This is a genomic window from Austwickia sp., assembly GCA_016699675.1.
In the GTDB taxonomy this organism is placed as follows: Bacteria; Actinomycetota; Actinomycetes; order Actinomycetales; family Dermatophilaceae; genus Austwickia.
The window spans coordinates 3898378-3921294 of sequence record CP064985.1 but is presented as its reverse complement, the minus strand read 5'-3'; the positions used below and the strand labels follow the sequence as shown (position 1 = coordinate 3921294).

11 protein-coding genes and 1 pseudogene are annotated in these 22917 nt (G+C 72.3%); 7 read left to right on the top strand and 5 right to left on the bottom strand.

The window, feature by feature from the left end:
* From IPK37_17920 to IPK37_17910, 3 genes and pseudogenes are all read left to right on the top strand, one after another.
* Positions 1–2235 carry a (Fe-S)-binding protein gene (locus IPK37_17920; GenBank protein QQS00651.1) on the top strand — a complete coding sequence of 745 codons (2235 nt, stop codon included), beginning with the start codon at positions 1–3 and terminating at the stop codon, positions 2233–2235.
* 14 nt (positions 2236–2249) lie between these two features.
* A pseudogene (locus IPK37_17915) lies at positions 2250–3930 on the top strand (acyl-CoA dehydrogenase family protein).
* Positions 3931–4037: 107 nt separating this feature from the next.
* Entirely contained in the window at positions 4038–13397 is a 9360-nt protein-coding gene (locus IPK37_17910; GenBank protein ID QQS00650.1) for an SDR family NAD(P)-dependent oxidoreductase, read from the top strand.
* Between the two features lie 215 nt (positions 13398–13612).
* Here IPK37_17910 and IPK37_17905 read toward each other — a convergent pair whose 3' ends face one another.
* The 5 genes from IPK37_17905 to IPK37_17885 all read right to left on the bottom strand — a co-directional run bounded on the left by IPK37_17905 (position 13613) and on the right by IPK37_17885 (position 18872).
* Positions 13613–15241 carry a substrate-binding domain-containing protein gene (locus IPK37_17905; GenBank protein QQS00649.1) on the bottom strand — a complete coding sequence of 543 codons (1629 nt, stop codon included), beginning with the start codon at positions 15239–15241 and terminating at the stop codon, positions 13613–13615.
* On the bottom strand, positions 15238–16233 hold the full coding sequence (locus IPK37_17900) for a VWA domain-containing protein (GenBank protein ID QQS00648.1): 996 nt from the start codon (positions 16231–16233) through the stop codon (positions 15238–15240). The genes IPK37_17905 and IPK37_17900 overlap by 4 nt, the downstream gene beginning before the upstream one ends.
* Before the next feature lie 212 nt (positions 16234–16445).
* Positions 16446–17237, bottom strand: coding sequence for a 4'-phosphopantetheinyl transferase superfamily protein (locus IPK37_17895; protein QQS00647.1), 792 nt, complete (start codon positions 17235–17237; stop codon positions 16446–16448).
* A gap of 37 nt (positions 17238–17274) precedes the next feature.
* Positions 17275–18066 carry an ABC transporter permease gene (locus IPK37_17890; GenBank protein QQS00646.1) on the bottom strand — a complete coding sequence of 264 codons (792 nt, stop codon included), beginning with the start codon at positions 18064–18066 and terminating at the stop codon, positions 17275–17277.
* The gene (locus tag IPK37_17885; protein QQS00645.1) at positions 18063–18872 is read right to left on the bottom strand and encodes an ABC transporter ATP-binding protein; all 810 of its coding nucleotides are present in this window, start codon (positions 18870–18872) and stop codon (positions 18063–18065) included. The genes IPK37_17890 and IPK37_17885 overlap by 4 nt, the downstream gene beginning before the upstream one ends.
* A gap of 144 nt (positions 18873–19016) precedes the next feature.
* On the opposite strand from IPK37_17885, the gene IPK37_17880 reads away from it, so the two are divergent.
* Genes IPK37_17880 through IPK37_17865 form a run of 4 tightly spaced genes read left to right on the top strand, consistent with a single transcriptional unit; the run spans position 19017 to position 22913 of the window.
* Positions 19017–19886, top strand: coding sequence for an HTH domain-containing protein (locus IPK37_17880; protein ID QQS02990.1), 870 nt, complete (start codon positions 19017–19019; stop codon positions 19884–19886).
* The gene (gene sufB, locus IPK37_17875) at positions 19883–21298 is read left to right on the top strand and encodes a Fe-S cluster assembly protein SufB (protein QQS00644.1); all 1416 of its coding nucleotides are present in this window, start codon (positions 19883–19885) and stop codon (positions 21296–21298) included. Before IPK37_17880 ends, sufB begins: the two co-directional genes overlap by 4 nt.
* Positions 21298–22581, top strand: coding sequence for a Fe-S cluster assembly protein SufD (sufD, locus tag IPK37_17870; GenBank protein QQS00643.1), 1284 nt, complete (start codon positions 21298–21300; stop codon positions 22579–22581). Before sufB ends, sufD begins: the two co-directional genes overlap by 1 nt.
* Entirely contained in the window at positions 22578–22913 is a 336-nt protein-coding gene (locus IPK37_17865) for a non-heme iron oxygenase ferredoxin subunit (protein QQS00642.1), read from the top strand. The genes sufD and IPK37_17865 overlap by 4 nt, the downstream gene beginning before the upstream one ends.
* Positions 22914–22917: the final 4 nt, after the last annotated feature.

Genomic DNA, 22917 nt, shown 5'->3' with positions numbered 1-22917 from the left:
ATGTACGCCGTTCGTGTCGCCCTCGGACTCCTCATCGTCCTCGGGGGACTCATCATCGCGGGCCGCCGGCTGGCCTACCTGTACGCCGTGGGCCGCACGGCCCAACCCGTCGAGCCCGGCCGGGCCGCGGATGCCGGCGCCGCACTCAAGGCGGAGCTGCGCGAGGTCGTGGCCCAGCGCAAGCTGGTGCGCTGGACGGCCCCGGGTTGGGCGCACGCCTTCGTGTTCTGGGGCTTTTGCGTCCTGCTGCTGACGATCATCGAGGCCTTCGGCGCCATCGTGAACCCGCTCTTCCAGATCCCGGTCGTCGGGAACTGGCCGGCCCTGGGCTTCATCGAGGACCTCTTCGCGCTGGCCTGCCTCGCCGCGGTCGCCGTGTTCACGGTGTTGCGCCGCCGCCAGGATCCCGCCGCGTTGGGCCGGCAGTCCCGGTTCTACGGCAGCCACCTCGGCCCGGCCTGGATCACGCTCGGCGGGATCACCGCGGTCGTGCTCACCGTGCTGCTCACCCGCGCGGCGCAGATCAACGCGCAGGAGGTCAACAGCACCGATCGCCTGCAGTTCCTCAAGGGCGCCTTCGCGTCCCAGGCGCTGGCCAAGGTCTTCGAGCCCCTCGGCGTACCCGCCAACGAGGTGCTGGAGACCGTCTTCCTGCTGCTCGGCCTGGCCGTGCTGATGGCCTTCGTCGTCTTCGTCACCTACAGCAAGCACCTGCACATCCTGGCGTCGCTGCCGAACGTGTGGCTGGCCCGCCGGCCGCGGGCGCTCGGCACCGTCAAGGGCCTGTACATCGCCGGCAAGCCCGTCGACCTGGACTCGATGGACGACCTCGACGAGGACGCCCCGCTCGGCGTGGGCAAGGTCGAGGACTTCACCTGGAAGGGCATGCTCGACTTCGCGACCTGCACCGAGTGCGGCCGCTGCCAGAGCCAGTGCCCGGCGTGGAACACCGACAAGCCGCTCTCGCCGAAGCTGCTCATCATGGGCCTGCGCGACCACGCGCTCGCCAAGGCGCCGTACCTGCTGGCCACGAAGGACGCCGACGGTGAGCGCACCGGGGTGCCCGCGGCGGCGGCCGCCGAGGCCGAGCGCCCGCTGGTGGGCCCCGAGGGCGACGAGACCGCGATCGTCGACGACCACGGCGTGCACGGCGAGGGCGTGATCCCCTACGACATGCTCTGGTCCTGCACGACCTGCGGCGCCTGCGTCGAGCAGTGCCCGGTCGACATCGAGCACGTGGACCACATCGTCGACATGCGGCGCTACCAGATGCTCATGAACTCGGCCTTCCCCGAGGAGGCCGCCGGGATGCTCAACGGCCTCGAGCACGCGGGCGACCCGTGGGGGCGCGGCGCGCGGCTGCGGATGAACTGGGCCACCGAGCTGGACTTCGAGATCCGCGTGTTCGGCGCCGAGGGCGAGGACAAGATCCCCGACGACGTCGAGTACCTCTTCTGGGTCGGCTGCGCCGGCGCGCTCGACGACACCGCGATGCGGACCAGCCGGGCGGTGGCCACGCTGCTGCACGAGGCGGGCGTCAACTTCATGGTGCTCGGCGAGGCCGAGGCCTGCACGGGCGACCCGGCCCGGCGGGTGGGCCACGAGTTCCTGTTCCAGATGATGGCCACGCAGAACGTGGAGACGCTCAACGAGGCGGGCGCCAAGCGCATCGTCGTGACCTGCGCGCACTGCTTCAACACGCTCGCCAACGAATACCCCGCCTTCGGCGGTCACTACCAGGTCGTCCACCACACCAGCCTGCTCAACGACCTCGTCGCGGCGGGCCGCCTGACCCCCGTAGCGCCGGTCGCGCAGACCGTGACCTACCACGACCCGTGCTACCTCGGGCGGCACAACCGGATCTTCGCGCCGCCGCGCGAGGTCCTCGGGAAGGTCCCCGGCGTCCGGCTGGCCGAGATGCCCCGGCACGCCGAGCGGTCGTTCTGCTGCGGCGCCGGCGGCGGCCGCATGTGGATGGACGAGAACATCGGCAAGCGCATCAACCTGGAGCGCACCGACGAGGCGCTGACCCTCAACCCCGGCACCATCGCGGCGGCGTGCCCGTGGTGCATCACCATGCTCGACGACGGCCTGAAGCAGCGCCGCCAAGAGGGCGTGATCGGTGACGACGTCCAGGTCACGGACGTCGCCGAACTCCTGCTTGCCAGCGTGCGCCCCGCAGGGGCCACGGCACTACGTGAGAACCCCACGACCGAGGAGAAGGACGAGTCATGACAGAGGCGGCAACGATGGGTCACGTCGGAGGCGCGGGGCTCGACCTGGGCTCCCTCAACCTCATGCTGGAGGCCCTCGGCGACTTCGTCGACGCGGCCATGTCCCCCGAGCAGCAGCTGGACCTCGACCACGAGGACGTCTGCCCCGAGGAGATCGTCCGCGGCATGTCCGACCCCGAGCAGCTCGGGGTGCAGCTGGTCTTCATCCCCGAGGCGTACGGCGGCCTCGACGGCGGCGCGTTCGACGCCTACCGGGTCTGCGAGGCCATGGCCCGCAAGGACATCGGCCTGGCGACCGCCGTCTTCGCCACCTTCCTCGGCTCCGACCCCATCGTCGTCGGCGCCACCGAGGAGCAGAAGCAGGAGTGGCTGGGAGCCATCGCCGAGCAGGGCGTGGTCTTCGCGTACGGCGCGACCGAGCCCGGCGCCGGCTCCGACCTCGGGGCGCTCACCACCACCGCCGTACCGATCACGGGCGACGACGGGGAGATCACCGGCTACCGGATCAACGGGTCCAAGCAGTGGATCTCCAACGGCTCCATCGCCGACTACACGACGATCCTCGCCAACACCCCCGAGGGGCCGACCTGGTTCGTCGTACCGAAGGGCACCGCGGGCTTCTCCTCGGGCCCGCCGGAGGACAAGCACGGCCTGCGGCTGTCGAACACGGCGGCTCTCACCCTGGAGGACGTCGAGGTCCCCAAGGGCGCCCTCATCGGCGACGTCCCGGGCCAGGGTCTCGTGCAGGCCCAGCAGGTGTTCGGCTACACGCGCCTCATGGTGGCGGCGTTCGGGCTCGGCGGCGGCTGGGAGGCCCTCGACCGCGCCATCGCCTACTCCAAGGAGCGCGAACAGGGCGGCAGCCTGCTGTGCGACAAGCAGGGCTTCACGCACAAGCTGATCGTGCCGAACGTGGTGCACCTCGAGGCCGCCCGCGCCTACATCGAGATGACCGCGGACGACATCGACCGCGGCCTGGGCGAGAACGGCGCGCGCAACACCGAGGGCGCCATCGCGAAGTACATGGCCACGGTGTTCGGCAACATCGCGGCGAACGACGCGATCCAGGCGCACGGCGGCTACGGCTACACGCGGCCCTACGTGGTGGAGAAGGTCAAGCGCGACGTCCGCATCACCGAGATCTACGAGGGCACCAGCGAGATCCTCGAGATGACGATCGGCCGGGACCGCTGGCAGGCGCACCTGAAGAGCCAGTTCCGGCACTACGCCAACATGGCCGCGGAGATGCAGCAGCTGCACGCCCGGCACCCCGAGGTCGGCGCGGACATCGCCGCCCTCGCCCTGCACAGCCTCGGCATTATCTTCGAGGCGTGCCGGTCGGCCCGCCTGACCCGCAACCAGCACGTCCTGTTCCGCCTGGGCGAGTTGGCGGCCTGGGCCGAGACGGCCGGGAACTACTGCAGCCGCGCGGCGGCGCTCGCCGACGGTACGCCGTTCGAGAAGACCCCCAAGCGCTTCGACGCCCGCGCCACGGCCCTGATGAGCAAGACCTTCGCGCGCGAGACCGCGAACAAGGTCGCCCTCGAGGATCCGGTGGGTGGGCAGCGGGGCCGACCCGGGCAGCCCGGCCATGGCGGCGCTCGACGCCATCCCCGCCGCGCAGATCCGCGCCGCGCAGGCGGGCGGCCTCGCCGACATGGATGCCATCGCGGACGTCCTCTACGAGCGGGCCTGACCCGCGCCTGACGGGGACCTGGTCGTCCCCGGCACTCTCCGGGCCGAGGCTCGGCCCCCGACCCGACCGACCGACGCGCTGACAGCGCCATCGCAAGGAGAGCACGCATGAGCAGTCACGGCGAACCCATTGCCGTCATCGGGACGGCGGCCATCATGCCGCAGGCCCCGTCCGCCGAGGCCTTCTGGAACAACATCCAGCAGGGCGTCTACGCGATCACGGAGACCCCGGTCGATCGTTGGGACCCGGCGCTCTACTGGGACCCGGACCACACGGCCCGCGACAAGACCTACAGCAAGATCGGTGGCTGGGTCCGCGAGTTCGACTGGAACCCCGTGGCCTGGAAGCTGCCCATCCCGCCGACGGTCGCCAAGCAGATGGACGAGGGGCAGCGGTGGGCCATCAGCGCCTCCCGGGCCGCCCTCATCGAGGCGGGGTGGCCGAACTGGAAGGTCGATGGCGACCGGATGGCGGTCATCTTCGGCAACGCGATCGGTGGCGAGAAGCACTACATCTCCAGCCACCGGGTGCGGCTGCCCGACGTGGTCAAGTACCTGGAGAAGGTGCCGGCCATGACCTCGCTCGGGGTCGACGTGCAACGCCGGATCATCGAGGAGACCCGGGCGGCCTTCCTCGACGACCAGCTGGAGATCACCGAGGACACCATGCCCGGTGAGCTGTCCAACGTGCTCGCCGGCCGCATCGCCAACCTGTTCAACTTCCACGGCCCGAACTACACGACGGACGCGGCGTGCGCGTCCGGGTTCGCGGCGATGACCAGCGCGATCGCGGGCCTGCGGGCGCACGACTACGACGCCGTCATCACGGGCGGCATCGACCGCAACATGGGCATCGAGGCCTACGTGAAGTTCTGCAAGATCGGTGCGCTGTCGGCCTCCGGCACGCGGCCGTTCGACGCCGACGCGGACGGCTTCGTCATGGGCGAGGGCGCCGCGCTGTTCGTGCTGAAGCGGCTCGCCGACGCCGAGCGCGACGGCGACAACATCCAGGCCGTGATCCTGGCGGTGGGCGGTTCCTCCGACGGCAAGGGCAAGGGCATCACCGCCCCCAACCCGGCGGGTCAGAAGTTCGCCGTGGCGCGCGGCTGGGACTGGGCCGGCATGGACCCGGCCACCTGCACGGCGCTGGAGGCGCACGGCACGTCGACGCGGGTCGGCGACGCCGCCGAGCTCGCCTGCCTGACCGAGGTCTTCGGCGCCTCGGGCGCTCGCCAGGGCTCGATCGCCCTCGGCTCGGTGAAGTCGAACATCGGCCACCTCAAGGCCGGGGCCGGCGCCGCCGGTCTGTTCAAGATGGTCAAGCAGCTGCAGCACAAGATGCTGGCGCCGAGCCTGAACTTCAAGACCCCTAACGAGAACGTGGACTGGGGCACCATCCCGTTCGCCGTCAACACCCAGCTGCGGCCCTGGAACGCCGAGGACTGCCCGGACGGCATCCGGCGCGGCGGCGTCAGCGCGTTCGGCTTCGGCGGGACGAACTTCCACGTGGTCGCCGAGGAGTACGTCCCCGGCCGGCACAAGCCCCAGCCGACGATCCACGCCTCGGCCGCGATTCCCGCGGCGGCGGGCGCGGTCATGACGGCCGGCGTCGCCGGTGCGGCCCCCGCGGCCCAGCCCACCAAGACCCCGCTGCGGGGCGCCCTGGTGGTCGGCGGCCCGACCGACGCCGACGTCGTCCGCCAGCTCGAGGCGGTCCTCGCCGAGGCCAAGGCCGGGCGGGCCCCCGCCCCGGCCGCGCCCGACCCGGCGCTGGCCGGCGCCGCGGTCCGCGCGGCGATCGACTACGGCGACGCGGCCGAGCTGGCCGGCAAGATCGAGAAGCTGCTCAAGGCGTTCGCCAGCGGCAACCCCGCCGCCTTCCGCCTGATGCGCCAGCAGGGCATGTTCGTCGGCCGCGGGCCCGCGCCCAAGGTCGCTTTCCTCTACACCGGCCAGGGCAGCCAGTACGTCAACATGCTCGCCTCGCTGCGCCAGACCGAGCAGATCGTCCGCGACCGGTTCGCGCAGGCCGACCGGGTCATGACGCCGCTGCTCGGCAAGCCGCTCTCGGAGTTCATCTTCACCGACCCGGCCGATCAGGCCCGCGTGAAGGAGCTCGGCAAGGGCCTCATGCAGACCGAGATCACCCAGCCCGCGGTGCTCGCGACGGACCTCGCCCTGACCGAGATGCTCGCCGCGTTCGGCGTACGGCCGGACATGGTGATGGGGCACAGCCTCGGCGAGTACGGCGCGCTCGTCGCCTCCGGCGCCCTCGGCTTCGACCAGGCCCTGGAGGCCGTCAGCGCCCGCGGCCGGGAGATGACCAAGGTGTCGATGGGCGACAACGGGGCCATGGCCGCCGTGTTCGGGCCCCTGGACGAGATCCAGGCGACCGTGGACGCGGCGGACGGGTACGTCGTGGTCGCGAACATCAACTCGCACAGCCAGGCCGTCGTTGGCGGCGCCACGGACGCCGTCGAGCGGATCGTCGAGGTCTTCAAGGCCAAGGGCATCAACGCGACCCGGATCCCGGTCAGCCACGCCTTCCACACCTCGATCGTGGCGCCGGCCTCTGAGCCGTTCGTCGAGGTGCTGCGCCGGCTCAACATGAAGCCGCCGAAGCTGCCCATCGTCGCCAACGTCACCGGCGAGTTCTACCCGGGCGACGCGACGACCGAGACGATGCTGCAGTTCGCGGGGCAGCAGATCGCCTCGCCGGTCCAGTTCGTCAAGGGCCTGAAGACGCTGTACGACGCGGGCGCGCGCGTCTTCGTCGAGGTGGGGCCGAAGAAGGCCCTGCACGGGTTCGTCGAGGACGTTCTCGGCGCCAAGGACGACGTGCTGGCGCTCTTCACCAACCACCCCAAGCAGCCGGACGAGGTGGCGCTGAACCAGGCGCTCTGCGGGATGTACGCCGCCGGCATCGGGCTGGGGACCCCCGCGGCCCCCGCCGTACCGGCCGCACCGGCAGCCGCCGCCGCGCCGGCCACCCCGGCGGCCCCCGCGGCCGCGAGCGCGGCGCCCGTCGTCGTGCGCCCCGGCGCGATCCGCTCCGCCGCGGACGTGCACGTGACGCCGGAGACCATCTCCCGCCTGGGCGAGCTGTTCGCCGGCGTGCTCGCCGAAGGCCTGGGCGTGTTCCGGGCCGACCCGGCGGTCGCCGCGGCGGCCCCCGACGTGGCGGCGCAGGCCGCTGGCGGCGGGCGCGGCCGGGCGACCGAGCCGCTCGTCATCACCGGCGCGTCGCTGGGCCTGCCCGGCAACCAGCCCGCGTTCGACGACGAGAACGTCGCGCGCCTGCTCGCTGGCCAGCAGTTCATCACCGCGGTGCCGGGCAAGTACCGGGAGATGATGGCGGACATGCGGATCACCCGCCTCGTCAAGGACGAGTCGGGCTCCGGCAGCTTCCAGCTGGTCGACAACGTCGCCGACGTCATCAAGCTCGCCGGCCAGATGGCGCCGTACGACGTCATCGAGCAGTTCGGCGTCGACAAGGCGCGCGACGACGCGCTGGACGTGGTCACCCGCCTGGGCATCGGCGTCGGCTTCGACGCCATGCGCGACGCGGGCATCCCGCTGGTGATGCGCTACAAGACCACGACGCTCGGCACCCAGCTGCCCGATCGCTGGCTGCTGCCGGAGAACCTGCGCGACGACACGGGCATCGTGTTCGCGTCGGCGTTCGCGGGCTACAACCGGTTCGCCGAGGCCATGGAGGGCTACTTCACCTACCGCGGCCGCCGGGAGAACCTGCTCGCCCTGGAGGGCCTGCGCACCCAGGTCAGCGACCCGGACACGGTCGCCAAGGTGGACGCGCTCATCGCCGAGACGCGCGCGAAGATGGCCACGGAGAACTACGAGTTCGACCGGCGCTTCCTGTTCCGCGCCCTGGCCATGGGGCACAGCCAGTTCGCCGAGCTGATCGGCTGCCGCGGCCCGAACACCACGGTCAACGCCGCGTGCGCGTCGACGACGCAGGCGCTCTCGGTGGCCGAGGACTGGATCCGGGCCGGGCGCTGCCGCCGGGTCATCGTGCTCTCCGCCGACGACACGACCCACGAGAACTTCATGCCGTGGATCACGTCGGGCTTCATCGCCTCCGGCGCCGCCGCGACGGACGAGCGGGTCGAGGACGCGGCGACGCCGTTCGACGCCCGCCGGCACGGCATGATCATCGGCGCCGGAGCGGCCGCGATGGTCGTCGAGGCCGCCGACGCGGCCCGCGAGCGGGGGATCCAGCCGATCGCGGAGATCCTCGGGTCGGTGACGGCGAACAGCGCCTTCCACGGCACCCGTCTCGACGTCGAGCACATCAGCGGCGTGATGGAGGCGCTGATCCGCGAGGTGGAGGCCCGCGGGTACGACCGGCACGCGATCGCCCCCAAGACCGTCTTTGTGTCGCACGAGACCTACACCCCGGCGCGCGGCGGTTCCGCGGCGGCCGAGATCAAGGCGCTGCGCGACGCGTTCGGTCCGGGCGCGGACCAGATCGTCATCACCAACACCAAGGGCTTCACGGGCCACGCCATGGGCGCGGGCATCGAGGACGTCCTGGCGATCAAGTCCCTGGAGACGGGGATCGTGCCGCCGGTGCCGAACTACAAGGTGCCGGACCCCGCACTCGGCTCGCTCAACCTGAGCAAGGGCGGCGGCTACCCGGTCGAGTTCGCGCTGCGCCTCGCGGCCGGTTTCGGCAGCCAGATCGCGCTGTCGATGATCCGTTGGACCCCGATGCCGGATAAGGCTCGGCGGGCCCCGAACGAGCTCGGCTACGCCTACCGGATCATCAACCCGCAGGCCTGGCAGGCCTGGCTCGACTCGCTGTCCGGCAGCCCCGGCAGCACGCTCGAGGTTGACCACCGCCGGCTGCGCATCGTCGACCGCGGCGCCCCCGCGGTGCCGCGCACCTGGACGACGACGGTGCCGGTTCCGTACGTCGAGGAACTCGGCGGTTCGCCGTCGCCGGGTGCCGCGCCTGCCGCTGCGGCGTCCGTCGGCTCCGCGGCGCCGATCGTCTCGGCTGCGCCCGCGCCGGCCGTCGCAGCCCCCGTGGCGCCCGCGGCCCCGGCGGTTTCGGCCCCCGTCATCCCGGCGGCCGCCCCGGCGCCGGCTCCGGCAGCGGCTACCCCCGCTGCCGCGCCCCGCGACGAGATCCTGGAGACGGTCACCGGGCTGGTCTCGGAGATGACCGGCTACCCACCGGAGCTGCTGGATCCGGAGCTGGATCTGGAGGCCGACCTGGGTGTCGACACGGTCAAGCAGGCCGAGGTCTTCGCCGCGGTCCGGGGCCACTGGAACCTCGAGCGCGACGAGAACCTGCGGCTGCGGGACTTCCCGACGCTGAACCACGTCGCCGGGTGGGTCCGCGGAAAGATGGGCCTCCCCGAGCCCACGGCTGCGGCTGCCGCCGCCGCGCCGGCTCCCGCCGGGCTGGTCTCGGCAGACATCAGCGCGGCGCCCGCCGCACCCGCCTCGGGCGGCGACGAGATCCTGAGCGTCGTCACGCGCCTCGTGGCGGAGATGACCGGCTACCCGCCGGAGTTGCTGGATCCGGAGCTGGATCTGGAGGCCGACCTGGGTGTCGACACGGTCAAGCAGGCCGAGGTCTTCGCCGCGGTCCGGGGTCACTGGAACCTGGAGCGCGACGAGAACCTGCGCCTTCGGGACTTCCCGACGCTGAACCACGTCGCGGGCTGGGTCCGCGACCGCCTCGGCACCTCGGCCGCCCCGGTGGCCGTCGCGTCCGCGGTGGTGAGCAGCCCCGAGGCCGCCTCGCCGATCTACGCGCCCACCCCGGGCACGGCGGCGCCGGCACCGGCCTCGCCGGCCGGTGACGACGTCCTCGCGGTCGTGACGAACGTGGTGGCGGAGATGACCGGCTACCCGGTCGACCTCCTCGACCCGGAGCTGGACTTGGAGGCCGACCTGGGTGTCGACACGGTCAAGCAGGCCGAGGTCTTCGCCGCGGTGCGGGGTCACTTCAACCTGGAGCGCGACGAGAACCTGCGGCTGCGGGACTTCCCAACGCTGAACCACGTCGCGGGCTGGGTCCGCGACCGCCTCGGGGTGGCCCAGCCGACGACGCTGGCGACCCCCGCGGCGCCCGCGGCCGCAGCCGCCCCGGTCTTCGACGCGGCTCCTCCTGCGTCGGCACCGGTCGGCGGTGCTGTCGCCGCGCCGGTGGCGGGCGCTCCCAGCGCCTCGGGTGCCCCGGCCGACGAGATCCTCACGGTCGTGACCAACGTGGTGGCGGAGATGACCGGCTACCCGGTCGACCTCCTCGACCCGGAGCTGGACCTGGAAGCCGACCTGGGTGTCGACACGGTCAAGCAGGCCGAGGTCTTCGCCGCGGTACGAGGTCACTTCAACCTGGAGCGTGACGAGAACTTGCAGCTGCGGGACTTCCCGACGCTGAACCACGTCGCGGGCTGGGTCCGCGGCAAGCTCGGCGTCGCGGCGCCCACCGCCGCACCGGCCGGCGACGCCGCGGTCGCGCCGGCCCCGATGCCCGTCGACACCACGCCGGCGGCCCCGGCCGGTGCCGGCGCCGCACCGGCCGACGAGATCCTCACGGTCGTGACCAACGTGGTGGCGGAGATGACCGGCTACCCGGTCGAGCTGCTGGATCCCGAGCTGGATCTGGAGGCCGACCTGGGTGTCGACACGGTCAAGCAGGCCGAGGTGTTCGCCGCGGTGCGGGGTCACTTCAACCTGGAGCGCGACGAGAACCTGCAGCTGCGGGACTTCCCGACGCTGAACCACGTCGCGGGCTGGGTGCGCGGCAAGCTCGGCGTCGAGGCGCCGACCGCGGCAGCGCCGTCCGCCGCGCCGGGTGACGCCGGGGGCGCCGGTGGCGCCGCCGCCACCCCGGCTGGGGGTGCGGCCGCCGCGGTGGCCAAGCTCGTCGCCGGGGACCTGGACGCCGTCGACGCTCTCCCGCGTCGGATCCCCGTCCCGTCCCTGCGGCCGGGCCTCGACCGCTGCGCCCCCACCGGGGTGCAGCTCGAGGGGGCGCGCGTCGTCGTCATGCTGGACGAGGGCGGCGTGGGCCAGGCGCTCATCAGCCGGCTGGAGAAGGCTGGCGCGACCGCGCTGACCCTGGAGCCCGGGGTGACCACCGACGACCTCGAGTCGACGCTCAACGGCTGGCTCGCCGACGGCGGCGTGACCGGCGTGTACTGGCTCGCCGGCCTCGACCGTGAGGACGAGGTCGCCGACTACGACGCCGAGGGCTGGCGCGAGGCGACCCGACGTCGGGTCAAGAGCCTGTACCGGGCCATGCGGATCCTCTCCGAGGCGCGCGACAACGCGGGCGAGGGCGCGATCGGCGCGTTCCTGGTGTCGGCCACCCACCTGGGCGGCTACCACGGGTACGACGCCGCGGGTGCCACCGGTGTCCTCGCCGGTGGGGTCACCGGGTTCACGAAGTCGTACAAGAAGGAGAACCCGCAGTCCCTGGTCAAGGCCGTGGACTTCGCGGTCACCCGACGTACGGCGGCCGTGGCCGACCTGCTCGTCGCGGAGACGCTCGGCGACCCGGGCTGCGTCGAGGTCGGTCTGGTCGACGGGCGCCGGTACGGCGTGGCGTTCGTCGAGCGCCCGTTCGGCGAGCGCGACGGCGACAACAGCCTCGGCGAGGGCGGCATGCCGCTCGGGCCGGAGACGGTGTTCGTCGTCACCGGCGCCGCCGGGTCGATCGTCTCGGCGATCACGGCGGACCTGGCCACGGCGAGCAAGGGGGTCTTCCACCTGCTCGACCTGACCCCGAAGCCGGATGCCGACGATGCCGACATCGCGGCCTTCCGCGCCGGTTCGCCGGAGCTGAAGAAGTCGCTGGCGGCCCGGATCACCGAGCGCGGCGACAAGGCCACCCCGGTGCTGATCGAGCGGGAGCTCACCGGAATCGAGCGGCGCAGCGCCGCCCTCGACGCCATCCAGGCGGTCGAGGCCGCGGGCGGCACCGTGCACTACACGAGCGTCGACCTCACCAACGACGAGGCTGTCGCCGCAGCGGTGGGCTCCATCCGCGAGATCAGCGGCCGGATCGACGTGCTCCTGCACGCCGCCGGCATCGAGATCAGCCGGCCGCTGCCGAAGAAGGAGCCGCGCGAGTACGACCTGGTCTTCGACGTGAAGACCGGCGGCTGGCACGCCCTGTGGCGGGCCGCGGCCGACATGGAGGTCGGCGCGGTCGTGGTCTTCTCCTCGGTGGCCGGCCGGTTCGGCAACCAGGGCCAGACCGACTACTCGGCGGCGAACGACCTCATGTGCAAGGCGGTCAGCCACCTGCGCCGGGTTCGTCCGCAGACCCGGGGCCTGGCCCTGGACTGGACGGCCTGGGGCGGCATCGGCATGGCGACCCGCGGCTCGATCCCGACGATCATGGCCGCGGCCGGGGTGCAGATGTTGCCCCCGGAGGCGGGCGTCGCCTGGATCCGTCGCGAGCTGACCAGCTCGGCGTTCAGCGGGGAGGTCGTCGTCGCGGGCACGCTCGGGATGATGGCTGCGGAGTACGACGAGGCCGGCGGCCTCGCCCAGTCCGCCCAGCCGGAGCCGAACTCGGCCGGTCCGCTGGTCGGGGACCTGCGCACGAGCGTCCACACGGGCTGGACCACGAAGGTGGAGCTGGACCCGAAGACCCAGAAGTTCCTCGACGACCACCGCATCGACGGCATCGCCGTGCTGCCGGGGGTCATGGGAATGGAGGCCTTCGCCGAGGTGGCCCAGCTGGCCGCCCCGGAGGGCTACCGGGTCTCCAGCGTGGAGGACGTCGACTTCGCGGCGCCGTTCAAGTTCTTCCGCGACGAGCCGCGCACCCTCACGGTGAGCGCGGTCGTGGAGCCCGACCCGGCCGGCGGCGACGACCTGCTCGCCCGGTGCAGCCTGACGGGGGAGCGCAAGCTGCCCGGCCAGGACGCCCCGGTGGTCACGACCCACTTCCACGGGACGGTGCGGCTCACGACGGCGAAGCTGCCGCGCAGCCAGAAGTACGGCGAGAAGCTCGAGGCGGCCGGGAACACCCTGGCGGCGGATCAGGTGTACACGTTCTACTTCCACGGCCCGGCCTACCAGGTCGTCGAGGAGGCGTGGCGCACCAACGAGGGCGCGACGGCGCGCCTGACGGCGCAGTTGCCGGAGGACCGCACGCCGGCCGACGCCCCGCTCGTTACGGCACCGCGCCTGGTGGAGCTGTGCTTCCAGACTGCCGGGCTCTGGGAGGCCGGCCGGGACGGCCGGATGGCCCTGCCGTGGCGGGTCGGCCGGGCGGAGCTCGTGGCGGACCTGGAGTCCGCGGCGGCGCCCCTGGTGGCCCACTCGGTGCGCGGCGACGACGGCACGGTCAGCGCCCGCGTCGTCGACGCGAAGGGCCGCGTCGTGGTCCGGCTGGACGGCTACACGACCATCGCGATGCCGACGAGCCTGCCGCCGGAGGTGGAGCCCGCGCTGCGGGCGACGTACGGCGAGTGACGCCGGCGGAACAGACACAGGTGGGGCACCCGCGGAACTCCGCGGGTGCCCCACCTGCGTGACGGCGGGCCGTTGGTTTGGCCGTCGACCAAGCCCGTGCCGCCGACCACACCGGGCCGGCAACGCCGCCGACCACACCGGGCCGGCGAGGCCGCCGACCACCTCCGACCCGCCGAAAGTTCCCCTAGGGGCGCCCGGCCCGTCAGCCCGGCCCGTCAGGAGATGACGGAACTCACGATCACGTCCATCAGGCTGGTCTCGGTGTCGACCAGCGTCGCCGTACCGTCCGCAGCCGCCGCGATCGTTTTCAGCGCGGCCATGTCCGAGTACGGGCCCAGACCCGCGAGGGCCAGCCGCACCCGGTGACCGTCGGGGCCCGGCTTGGCGGCCTTGATCCGACCCACGAGCGTGTCCAGGGAGATCGAGTCGGGGTCGTCCTCGTTGCGGCCGTCGGTGAGCACCACGACCACATCCGTGACGTCCGGGGCGGTCTGGGCGGCCGTCTTCGTGTAGGCGTCGGAGATGGTGTCGTACAGGCCCGTGCCACCCCGCACGGTCGGCACGATGGCGTCGAAGCCGTTGGAGAACTTCAGCGCCGCGGGAAGGAGGTTGCCGTCGTCGCCGGAGATCTTTGTCATCGGCACGACCTCCTTGTAGTCGGTGGCGCCGAACTGGGCGTTGCTGGCCATCTGCCACATGCCGACCTCGGTGCCCGGCGGCACGAAGTTCAGCGCGGTCTGCACCGCGCGGGCCGTGAGCTCGATGCGGCTGCCGCCGTAGCCGGAGGGGTCGAGCATCGATCCTGAGGTGTCGATGACGAGCAGCAGGCGGGCCCGTCGACCGAGCGTGGTCATCAGCGATGTCACCTGTTCGTACGTCGCCTGGGCCGGCGCGTCGAGGGAGATCCGGACGTCCTGCGGCAGGCCGGGCACGGACGCGGTGCCGACGCCGCCGACCCGGAAGCCAGCCGCCTTGAACGCCTCGGCCGCCTTCGGGGAGCGCAGCGCGGCGGCGAGGGCGTCGTCGGCCTTCTGGACCTCGGGCGAGACGTCGGCGGGGCGGGAGGCGACGTACTTCAGCGCCGCCAGCCCTTCGACCGCGCCCAGCGACGTGAGCTTGGCGTCCGGGTGCTTGGCGTTGAACGCCGCCATTGCCTGTTCGCTGGCAGGAAAGACCGTCGGTCCCTGGGGGTGGCCGGGGACCGCCCGCTCGAACAACTGCTCGTCGGTGGCCGACGTGCGGGCCACGGGGACGAAAGCCTTGGCCGCCATCAGTTGCGCGGCAGGGTCGTTGCCGGTGTTCTGCCAGGCCGTCATGAGGAGCATGAGCGTCGACGCCGACTCTGCGGGCTTGGCCAGCTGCAGGGCGGGCAGCGCGCCCGCGATCTGCTGCGCCATGGGCACCTGACCGGTGGGCACCTTGCCCTGGGCCACGATGGCGGCCGGAACGGCGAGCACCAGCGGGCTCGTGGCGAACGCATCGGAGTAGGTCAGCGCCGAGTTGGGCTTCTTGAGGTTCACCTGGAGCGGCCAGATGGGGGAGTCGGCGATCCAGAGGTCCGGCCCGCCGTCCTTGGTGAGACCCCGCTGGGCGACCGCGGCCGGGGCCTCGGCGGTCACGACGTACCGGGCGCATTCGGCGGTCTCGATCGCCCGGGCCTGCTCGGCGACGAGGTCCTTGATCTCCGGCGGCGCACTGACCCGGACCGTGGTGCCGGGCCCGCAGGTGCCCCCGAGGGTCGTCGCGGTGTCCGTCGCCTCGGGGGAGCCGCTGCATGCGGTCGCAGCGACCAGGACGGTGCTGGACAGGGCGGCGAGCCAGGACAGACGCGCGCGACGGGTCATGAGGAGCTCCCTGCGATGGACGAGGCGGGGCGAGGGGCGGGCAGGTCGAGGATCGCGTCCCGGAGCCGATTGGCGCCGCTCACCGAGACGACCTTTCCGCCGCCGGCGGCGGCGGCGGTGCGGGTGAGCAGCGGTACGTCGGCGCCGGGCGTGATCCCGATGAAACTGGGGGTGGCCGATCGGGCGCGCTTGGCGCTCTCGGCCTGGGCGAAGACCGCGAAGGTCTGCAGGTCGGACCCCTGGGTCCGGCCGCCGTTGGTGACGGCCATGACGATGGGCGCGGGGTCGGTGCCGGGGGGGCCGGCCAACGCGTACTGGTAGGCGAGGACCAGGCCGTCCAGCAGCGGGCGGTCGGGTTTCGCCGTGGTGGTAAGGGCCTCGACCGCGCTCACGAAGTTGGTCCGTCGGTTGGCGTCGAGCGGCTCCGGGGTCACGACCGCCTCGATGCCATTGGCGCCGTAGGTGATCAGGCCTAGGGCGACCCCGTCCGGAGCCTGCTTCGCCAGCTCGGTCAGGCCGTCCTTGACCGCGCCGAGCTGATCCGCCATGCCCTGCGAGGTGTCCACGACGGCCACCAGGCGGCCCGCGGCCTTGAGCGCGATCGCCGGGCTGACCACGGGGGCGGGCGCCGCGCCGGGGACGCTGGAGGCCGTCGGGGCGGGCCCTGAGCTCGAGGTGGTCGCGCCCGCAGTGGACGAGTCGGTGGCCGACTGCGTGGCCGTCGTCGCGGTGGTCGTGGTGCCCGCAGGACCGGTGGTCGCGCTATCGGGGCTCCCGGAACCCACTGAGCCCGCGGCCGGGGTGGCGTCGGAGGCAGCGACGCTGGCCCCCGTGCTCGTCGCCCCGCTGTGGGCGCCGTCGTCATGCCCGGGCCGGATCCACAGATAGAGGTTGAGGGCCACCAGGGCCACCACGAGGAGCACTTCCGCGGCCACGACCATCACGCGCTTGCGCGGCCAGTTATCGGAAGCCTCTGGGGGAGAAGAGCTCACGCGCCGATGCTACTGGACGAACGCCCAGGAAAGGCCGCCGAACCGACCCGGGCGAGCCGCCCCCTAACGGTTTGTCACAATGCCGAAGAGCGTTGGCCACCAGGGGAGTTCGGTCATCCGCGGGCCAGCCGCGGAGACAATGCGCGCCGAATGACGCAAGGCCTTCGCGAAATCGGGGCACCTGCCATCCCGGGCACCGAAGGAAATGCCGCTCACGACCCGCTGGTGGGGGCCTGCAGCCAGGAATGCGTGGGGCGTGCGGTGGCGAGATCGCCGCTGCCGGGCATGGCCGCGGGGGGATCGCAGGGGTGCCGGGTGACCACGGTGAGCAGGAATTGGCCGTCCCGCCGCCACCACCCCGGATAGGCGCCGTCGCGGTGATCGACGGTCAGCCGGGCCCAGCCGTCGGCGTGGTGCCCGCGCAGGACCGACACGTCGACCGATCGGGTGTCGGCGCGCAGCCCCACGCGCTGCACCTTCAGGGCGGCCTCCTTGGCCGACCAGACCAGGTTCGCCCCGGCGGCGTACGCATCGGGCGATCCCACCAATTGCCCGGTGAGCCAACGCTGCTCGCGCCCGGTCAGGAAGTCGCGGACGAAGTCCTGGCTGCGGTGCTCGACGATCTCCACGTCCACCCCGATCCCCCCGATCGAGCGGGCCGCGCCCTCGGGGCCGACCAGGCAGACCGCGTGCCCGGCCCGGTCGGTCAGTGAGACCTCGAGGCCGCAGGGGGCGTCGTCGACGACGACGTACGGCGCGCCGCCGGGCGCGGTGAGCACCCCGATCCGGCCCAACGCCTCGGGCCGGGACACGTCGAGGCCGAGGCGCGTCGCGACGGCGTACTTGCCCGCCACCCGTCGCAGGCAATATTCGGTGCGCCGTTTCGTGAAGCGATAGCGGGCGAGCCGGCGCTGCTCCTGCGGGTGCAGCCACGCGCTCCCGGCCGGGATCAGGTCCTCGCCGCACGCGAACCACTCCAGGCGCGGTCCCGATGCGGCGGTCATGGCTCGATCATGGCAAGAGTCGGCGTGCGTCGGAGGGTCAGTCGGACCAGCGGAAGGTCCGGACCGTGGCGATCGCGAACACCGCCCCCCACGCCGCGAGCACGCCGAGCGGACCCCACGCGATCGTGTGCTCCAGGAAGGCGGCGCGCATGCCGTCGCCCAGGGCCCCGGGCGGCAGGGCGGCGACGAGGGTGTTCCACGGCCCCGGGTAGCGCTCGGCCCCGAACAAGACACCCCCCGCGCCGGCCATGACAGCCCACGCGAGGTTGGCGAGGGCCAGCACGGCCTCGGCCCGCAGTACCCCGGCGAACAGCAGCGCCAGCGCCGTGAAGGTCGCGCCGCCGACCAGCCAGAACGCGAAGAATCCGGGCAGCGCGCCGGCGCCGGGTCGCCACCCCAGAGCGAGTCCGGTGGCCGCGAGCGCGGCGAACTGGAGTGCCTGGATCGCGAGCACCGCCAGCACTCGGCCGGCGAGGAACCCGCCCCGGCCGAGGGGGGTGGTGCCGAGGAGGCGCAGCACGCCGTACCGGCGGTCGAATGCCGTCGCGATCGCCTGCCCGGTGAAGGCGGAGGACAGGATCGCGAGGGCGAAGACGCCGGGGACGACGACGTCGACGCGGGGGTGACCCACGATCTCCGGGACCGGGGCGAGGGTCAGGCCGACGAGCGCGAGCGCGGGCAGCACGATGGTGACGAGCAGCTGCTCGCCGTTGCGCAGGATGGTGGCAGCGTCGAAAGCGGCTTGGGAGCGGACGCGGGTGGCGGGGTTCGCCGCGCGGGTGGCCGGGGCGGGGGAGGGGGAGCTGGGCCGTACGTCGGGAGCGCTCACGTGCGGGGCCTTCCCGTGAGGCTGAAGTAGGCGTCGGCGAGGCTGCCGCCGGCGCGCACCTCGTCGAGGGTTCCGCGGGCGGCCACGCGGCCGGCGTGCACGACCACGATGCGGTCGGCGAGTTCCTCGGCCTCCTCGAAGGAGTGCGTGGTGACCACGACGCAGGCGCCGCGGTCGCGCTCGGCGCGGATCAGGTCGTAGACGTCGAGCCGCGCGTGGGGATCCAGGCCGGCGGTCGGCTCGTCCAGAAACAGGACGTCGGGCCGGCCGATCAGCGCGGCCGCCAGCGCGACGCGCTGCTTCTGTCCGCCGGACAGGCGCCGGATCGTCGTACCGGCGAAGGCGGTGATGCCGAGGCGGTCGGCGAGGGCCCGTACGTCGAGCGGGGCGGCGTAGAGGCGCGCGAGGTGGTGCAGGATCGCCAGCGGCTTGGCTCCGTTGGGCAGGCCACCGTCCTGCAGCATCACGCCGACTCGGGCGCGATGCTCGGCGTCGGCCTTCCAGGGGTCCATCCCGAGCACCTGCGCGGTCCCCCCGTCCGGACGCTGCAGACCGCCGAGGATCTCCATGCCGGTGGTCTTGCCCGCGCCGTTGGCCCCGAGCATGACCGTGACCTCGCCGCCGTACGCCGCCCACGTCAACTCATCGAGCGCGGTGACCGCGCCGAACCGCTTGACGAGTCCGTCGGCCGCGACGAGCGCGTCTCCTGCCCGGAGCGGGTCGGGTGACGGGGCGGCGGAGGGTGGCACGGCAGGCAGTCTAGGGTTCGCTGAGGTGAGGCGGCTCGGCGCGTCCCTGTTCGGCATCCCCGGAGACCGCCGGGGAAATGTGCAGGGGCACCTGGGCAAGCGTCCGGGCAATTAGGTAAGATCCATGTTGTGTTTTCCTCTCCCGTCACGGACCGCCCCGCCGAGGGCGTCCCGGACCGGCCGTCGAGGGGGACCCCTGCACTGGAGGGGACTCCCGGCCGGGCCGCGCGCGGACATGACTCGAAGACCCGTGACCTGGTGCTTCACGCGGTCGTCGAGCGCGGCCCGATCACCGCGGCGGCGCTGGCGGAGGAGTTCGGCCTGACGGCGACGGCGGTGCGGCGTCACCTCGACGCCCTGGAGGCCAGCGGCGACATCCGGCTCGGCCCGGCCGAATCGCGCAAGGGTCCGGGTCGACCGGCACGCGCCTACGTCGCCGGGGACGTCACGCGGGCCGGGGATCGAGCCGGCCTCGCGACGGAGTACGACGATGTCGCCACGCAGGCCCTGCGCTTCCTCGCCGAGCAGGCCGGCCCGCAGGCGGTCGCCGCGTTCGCCCGACAGCGGGTCGCGGGCCTGGAGGAGCGGTACGGCGCCCAGGTGCACGCGGCCGGTCCGGACGTTATGGACCGGGCCCGGGCGCTGGCCAAGGCGCTCGCCGAAGACGGCTTCGCCGCGACCGCCCGCCCCGTCGGGCCCATGCTCCCGCTCACACCGGTTCCCACCGCGGGCAGGGGCAACATGCGCGTCGCGGTCCGTCCCGCCGCCAGCGGCGAACACTCCCACGTGAGCACGAGCGGCGTGCAGCTGTGCCAGGGACACTGCCCGGTCCAGCACGTCGCGCAGGAGTTCCCGCAGTTCTGCGAGGCCGAGACCGAGGCCTTCGCCAGACTGCTCGGCGTCCACGTCCAGCGGTTGGCTACCCTCGCCGGGGGCGGGCACGCCTGCACGACGTACGTCCCGAATGCGCCCACCGGAACCACCTCGCACGAAGCCAGCCACGAGCCCGACCACGAACCCAGCCACCACGACCAAGACCGGCACGAATCCCAGGAAGGGAGCCACGGATGAGCATCGACGAGCTCAACCCCGGACTGAAGGACCTCGGCCGTTACGAATACGGCTGGGCCGACCCCGACGTTGCCGGCGCCTCGGCGCGCCGCGGCCTCGACGAGGACGTTGTCCGCGATATCTCCGGCCGCAAGTCCGAGCCGGAGTGGATGACCAAGCTGCGGCTGAAGTCGCTGCGGCTGTTCGACAAGAAGCCGATGCCGCATTGGGGCAGCGACCTGTCGGGCATCGACTTCCAGAACATCAAGTACTTCGTGAAGTCCACGGAGAAGCAGGCCACCACCTGGGACGAGCTGCCCGAGGACATCAAGGCCACCTACGACCGGCTCGGCATCCCGGAAGCCGAAAAGCAGCGCCTCATTGCCGGCGTAGCCGCTCAATATGAGAGCGAGGTCGTCTACCACCAGATTCGCGAGGATCTGGAGGAGAAGGGCGTCATCTTCGTTGACACCGACACCGGGCTGCGCGAGCACGAGGACATCTTCCGCGAATACTTCGGCTCGGTGATCCCGCCCGGCGACAACAAGTTCGCCGCGCTCAACACCGCGGTCTGGTCTGGCGGCAGTTTCATCTACGTGCCCCCGGGCGTGCATGTCGACATTCCGCTGCAGGCCTACTTCCGGATCAACACCGAGAACATGGGCCAATTCGAGCGGACGCTGATCATCGCCGACGAAGGCTCCTACGTGCATTACGTCGAGGGCTGCACGGCGCCGATCTACAAGTCCGACAGCCTGCACTCCGCGGTCGTCGAGATCGTCGTGAAGAAGGGCGCCCGGGTGCGCTACACGACGATCCAGAACTGGTCGAACAACGTCTACAACCTCGTGACCAAGCGGGCGACCTGCGAGGCCGGCGCCACCATGGAATGGGTCGACGGCAACATCGGCTCGAAGGTGACGATGAAATACCCCGCCGTGTTCCTCATGGGCGAGCACGCGCGCGGCGAGACGCTCTCTATCGCGTTCGCGGGGGAGGGCCAGCACCAGGACGCCGGCGCCAAGATGGTGCACGCCGCGCCGCACACCTCGTCCTCGATCGTGAGCAAGTCGGTGGCGCGGGGCGGCGGCCGTACGTCGTACCGCGGCCTCGTCCAGATCATGGACGGCGCCGAGGGCTCCAGGAGCACGGTGCGCTGCGACGCCCTCCTGGTCGATGACATCTCGCGGAGCGACACCTACCCGTACGTCGACGTCCGCGAGGACGACGTCCAGATGGGCCACGAGGCCACGGTCTCCAAGGTCAGCGACGACCAGCTCTTCTACCTGATGTCGCGCGGGATGAGCGAGGAGGAGGCCATGGCGATGATCGTCCGCGGCTTCGTCGAGCCCATCGCCCGCGAACTGCCCATGGAATACGCCCTTGAGCTAAACCGCCTCATCGAGCTGCAGATGGAAGGAGCCGTCGGCTGATGCCGATCGCGACAGACGAAGCGTCACTGCGCACCGACCGCCCGGACAACGCCGTCAACGCGGCGTTGGTCCATCGGGGTCCCCAGGCGAACGCGCCGGAGCAGTCCCGGGGCGATCGACGGACGTCGTTCGACCCCGCGGACTTCCCCGTGCCGCACGGCCGGGAGGAGGAGTGGCGGTTCACGCCGGTGGACCGGCTCGGCACGCTCCTCGGCGACGGTGCGGCCAGCGGACGCGTCGACGTCGCGAGTGAACTCCCGGACGGCGTCACGCTGACCACCATCCCCGCCGAACAGGCGCGCGGCCTGGGGATTGCCGCTCCGGGGGACCGCGCGGCGGCCCGAGCCGGCACCGCCCCGGACGGCGCCCTGCACCTCGCCGTCGCCGCCGAGGCGGAGCCGGCCGAGCCGGCCCGCCTCCGGCTCACCGGTGCCGGCGGCGCGGCCCTGGGCCACCTGGTTCTCACCGTCGGCCGCCACGCGCGCGCCACGGTGGTGCTGCGGCACGACGGCAGCGCGGCGTACTCCCAGCTGCTCTCCGTCGTCGCCGGCGACGGCGCCGACCTCACCCTCATCTCGCTGCAGGAATGGGACGACGACGCGATCCACCTCGCCGAGCACGCCGTGGTCGTCGGCCGTGACGCCCGGGTGCGGCACATCGCCGTGACGCTCGGCGGCGCGATCGTGCGGGTCGCGACGAACACGACGTACGCCGGTCCGGGCGGATCCTTCGAGGGACTCGGCCTGTACTTCGCCGACGACGGTCAGCACCTGGAACACCGGCTGTTCGTCGACCACGCGCAGCCCCGCTGCACGAGCAATGTGGTCTACAAGGGCGCCCTGCAGGGCGAGACGGCGCACACGGTCTGGGTCGGCGATGTGCTTATTCGAGCAAGCGCCGAGGCCACCGACACCTACGAGCTGAACCGCAACCTCGTCCTCACCGACGGCGCGCGCGCCGACTCCGTGCCCAACCTGGAGATCGAGACCGGCGAGATCGTCGGCGCCGGGCACGCCAGCGCGACCGGCCGCTTCGACGACGAGCAGCTCTTCTACCTGATGGCGCGTGGGATCCCGGAGACCGAGGCGCGCCGCCTGGTGGTGCGGGCCTTCTTCGCCGAGATCGTCCAACGGATTGGGCTGCCGGAGATCGGCGACCGGCTGATGGCGGCGATCGAGGCGGAGCTGGCGGCGTCGATGGGCTCGTCCGCCCTACCCGCGAGCACCGACGCCGACGAGACCGACGCGGCGACCGACGACGACGCGCAGGAGGACCAGCAGTGAGCTTCGAGCGGGCCTGTGCCCTGACCGAGGTCCCCGACCCGGGCGCCAAGCGCGTCGAGCTGAGCGGGACGGCGGTGGCCGTCGTGCGCGACGACGACGGCCACATCCACGCTGTCGAAGACACCTGCACCCACGGGGCGGTCAGCCTCTCCGAGGGCGAGGTCGAGGGCTGCGTCATCGAGTGCTGGCTGCACGGTTCGCAGTTCGACCTGACCACCGGCATCCCGCGCACCCCGCCGGCGACCGCCGCGCTGCTGGTCTTCCCCGTCCGCATCGAGGGCGAGGACGTCTTCGTCGACGTCGCGGCCCCCACCAACGGCCCCACCCGCTAAAGGA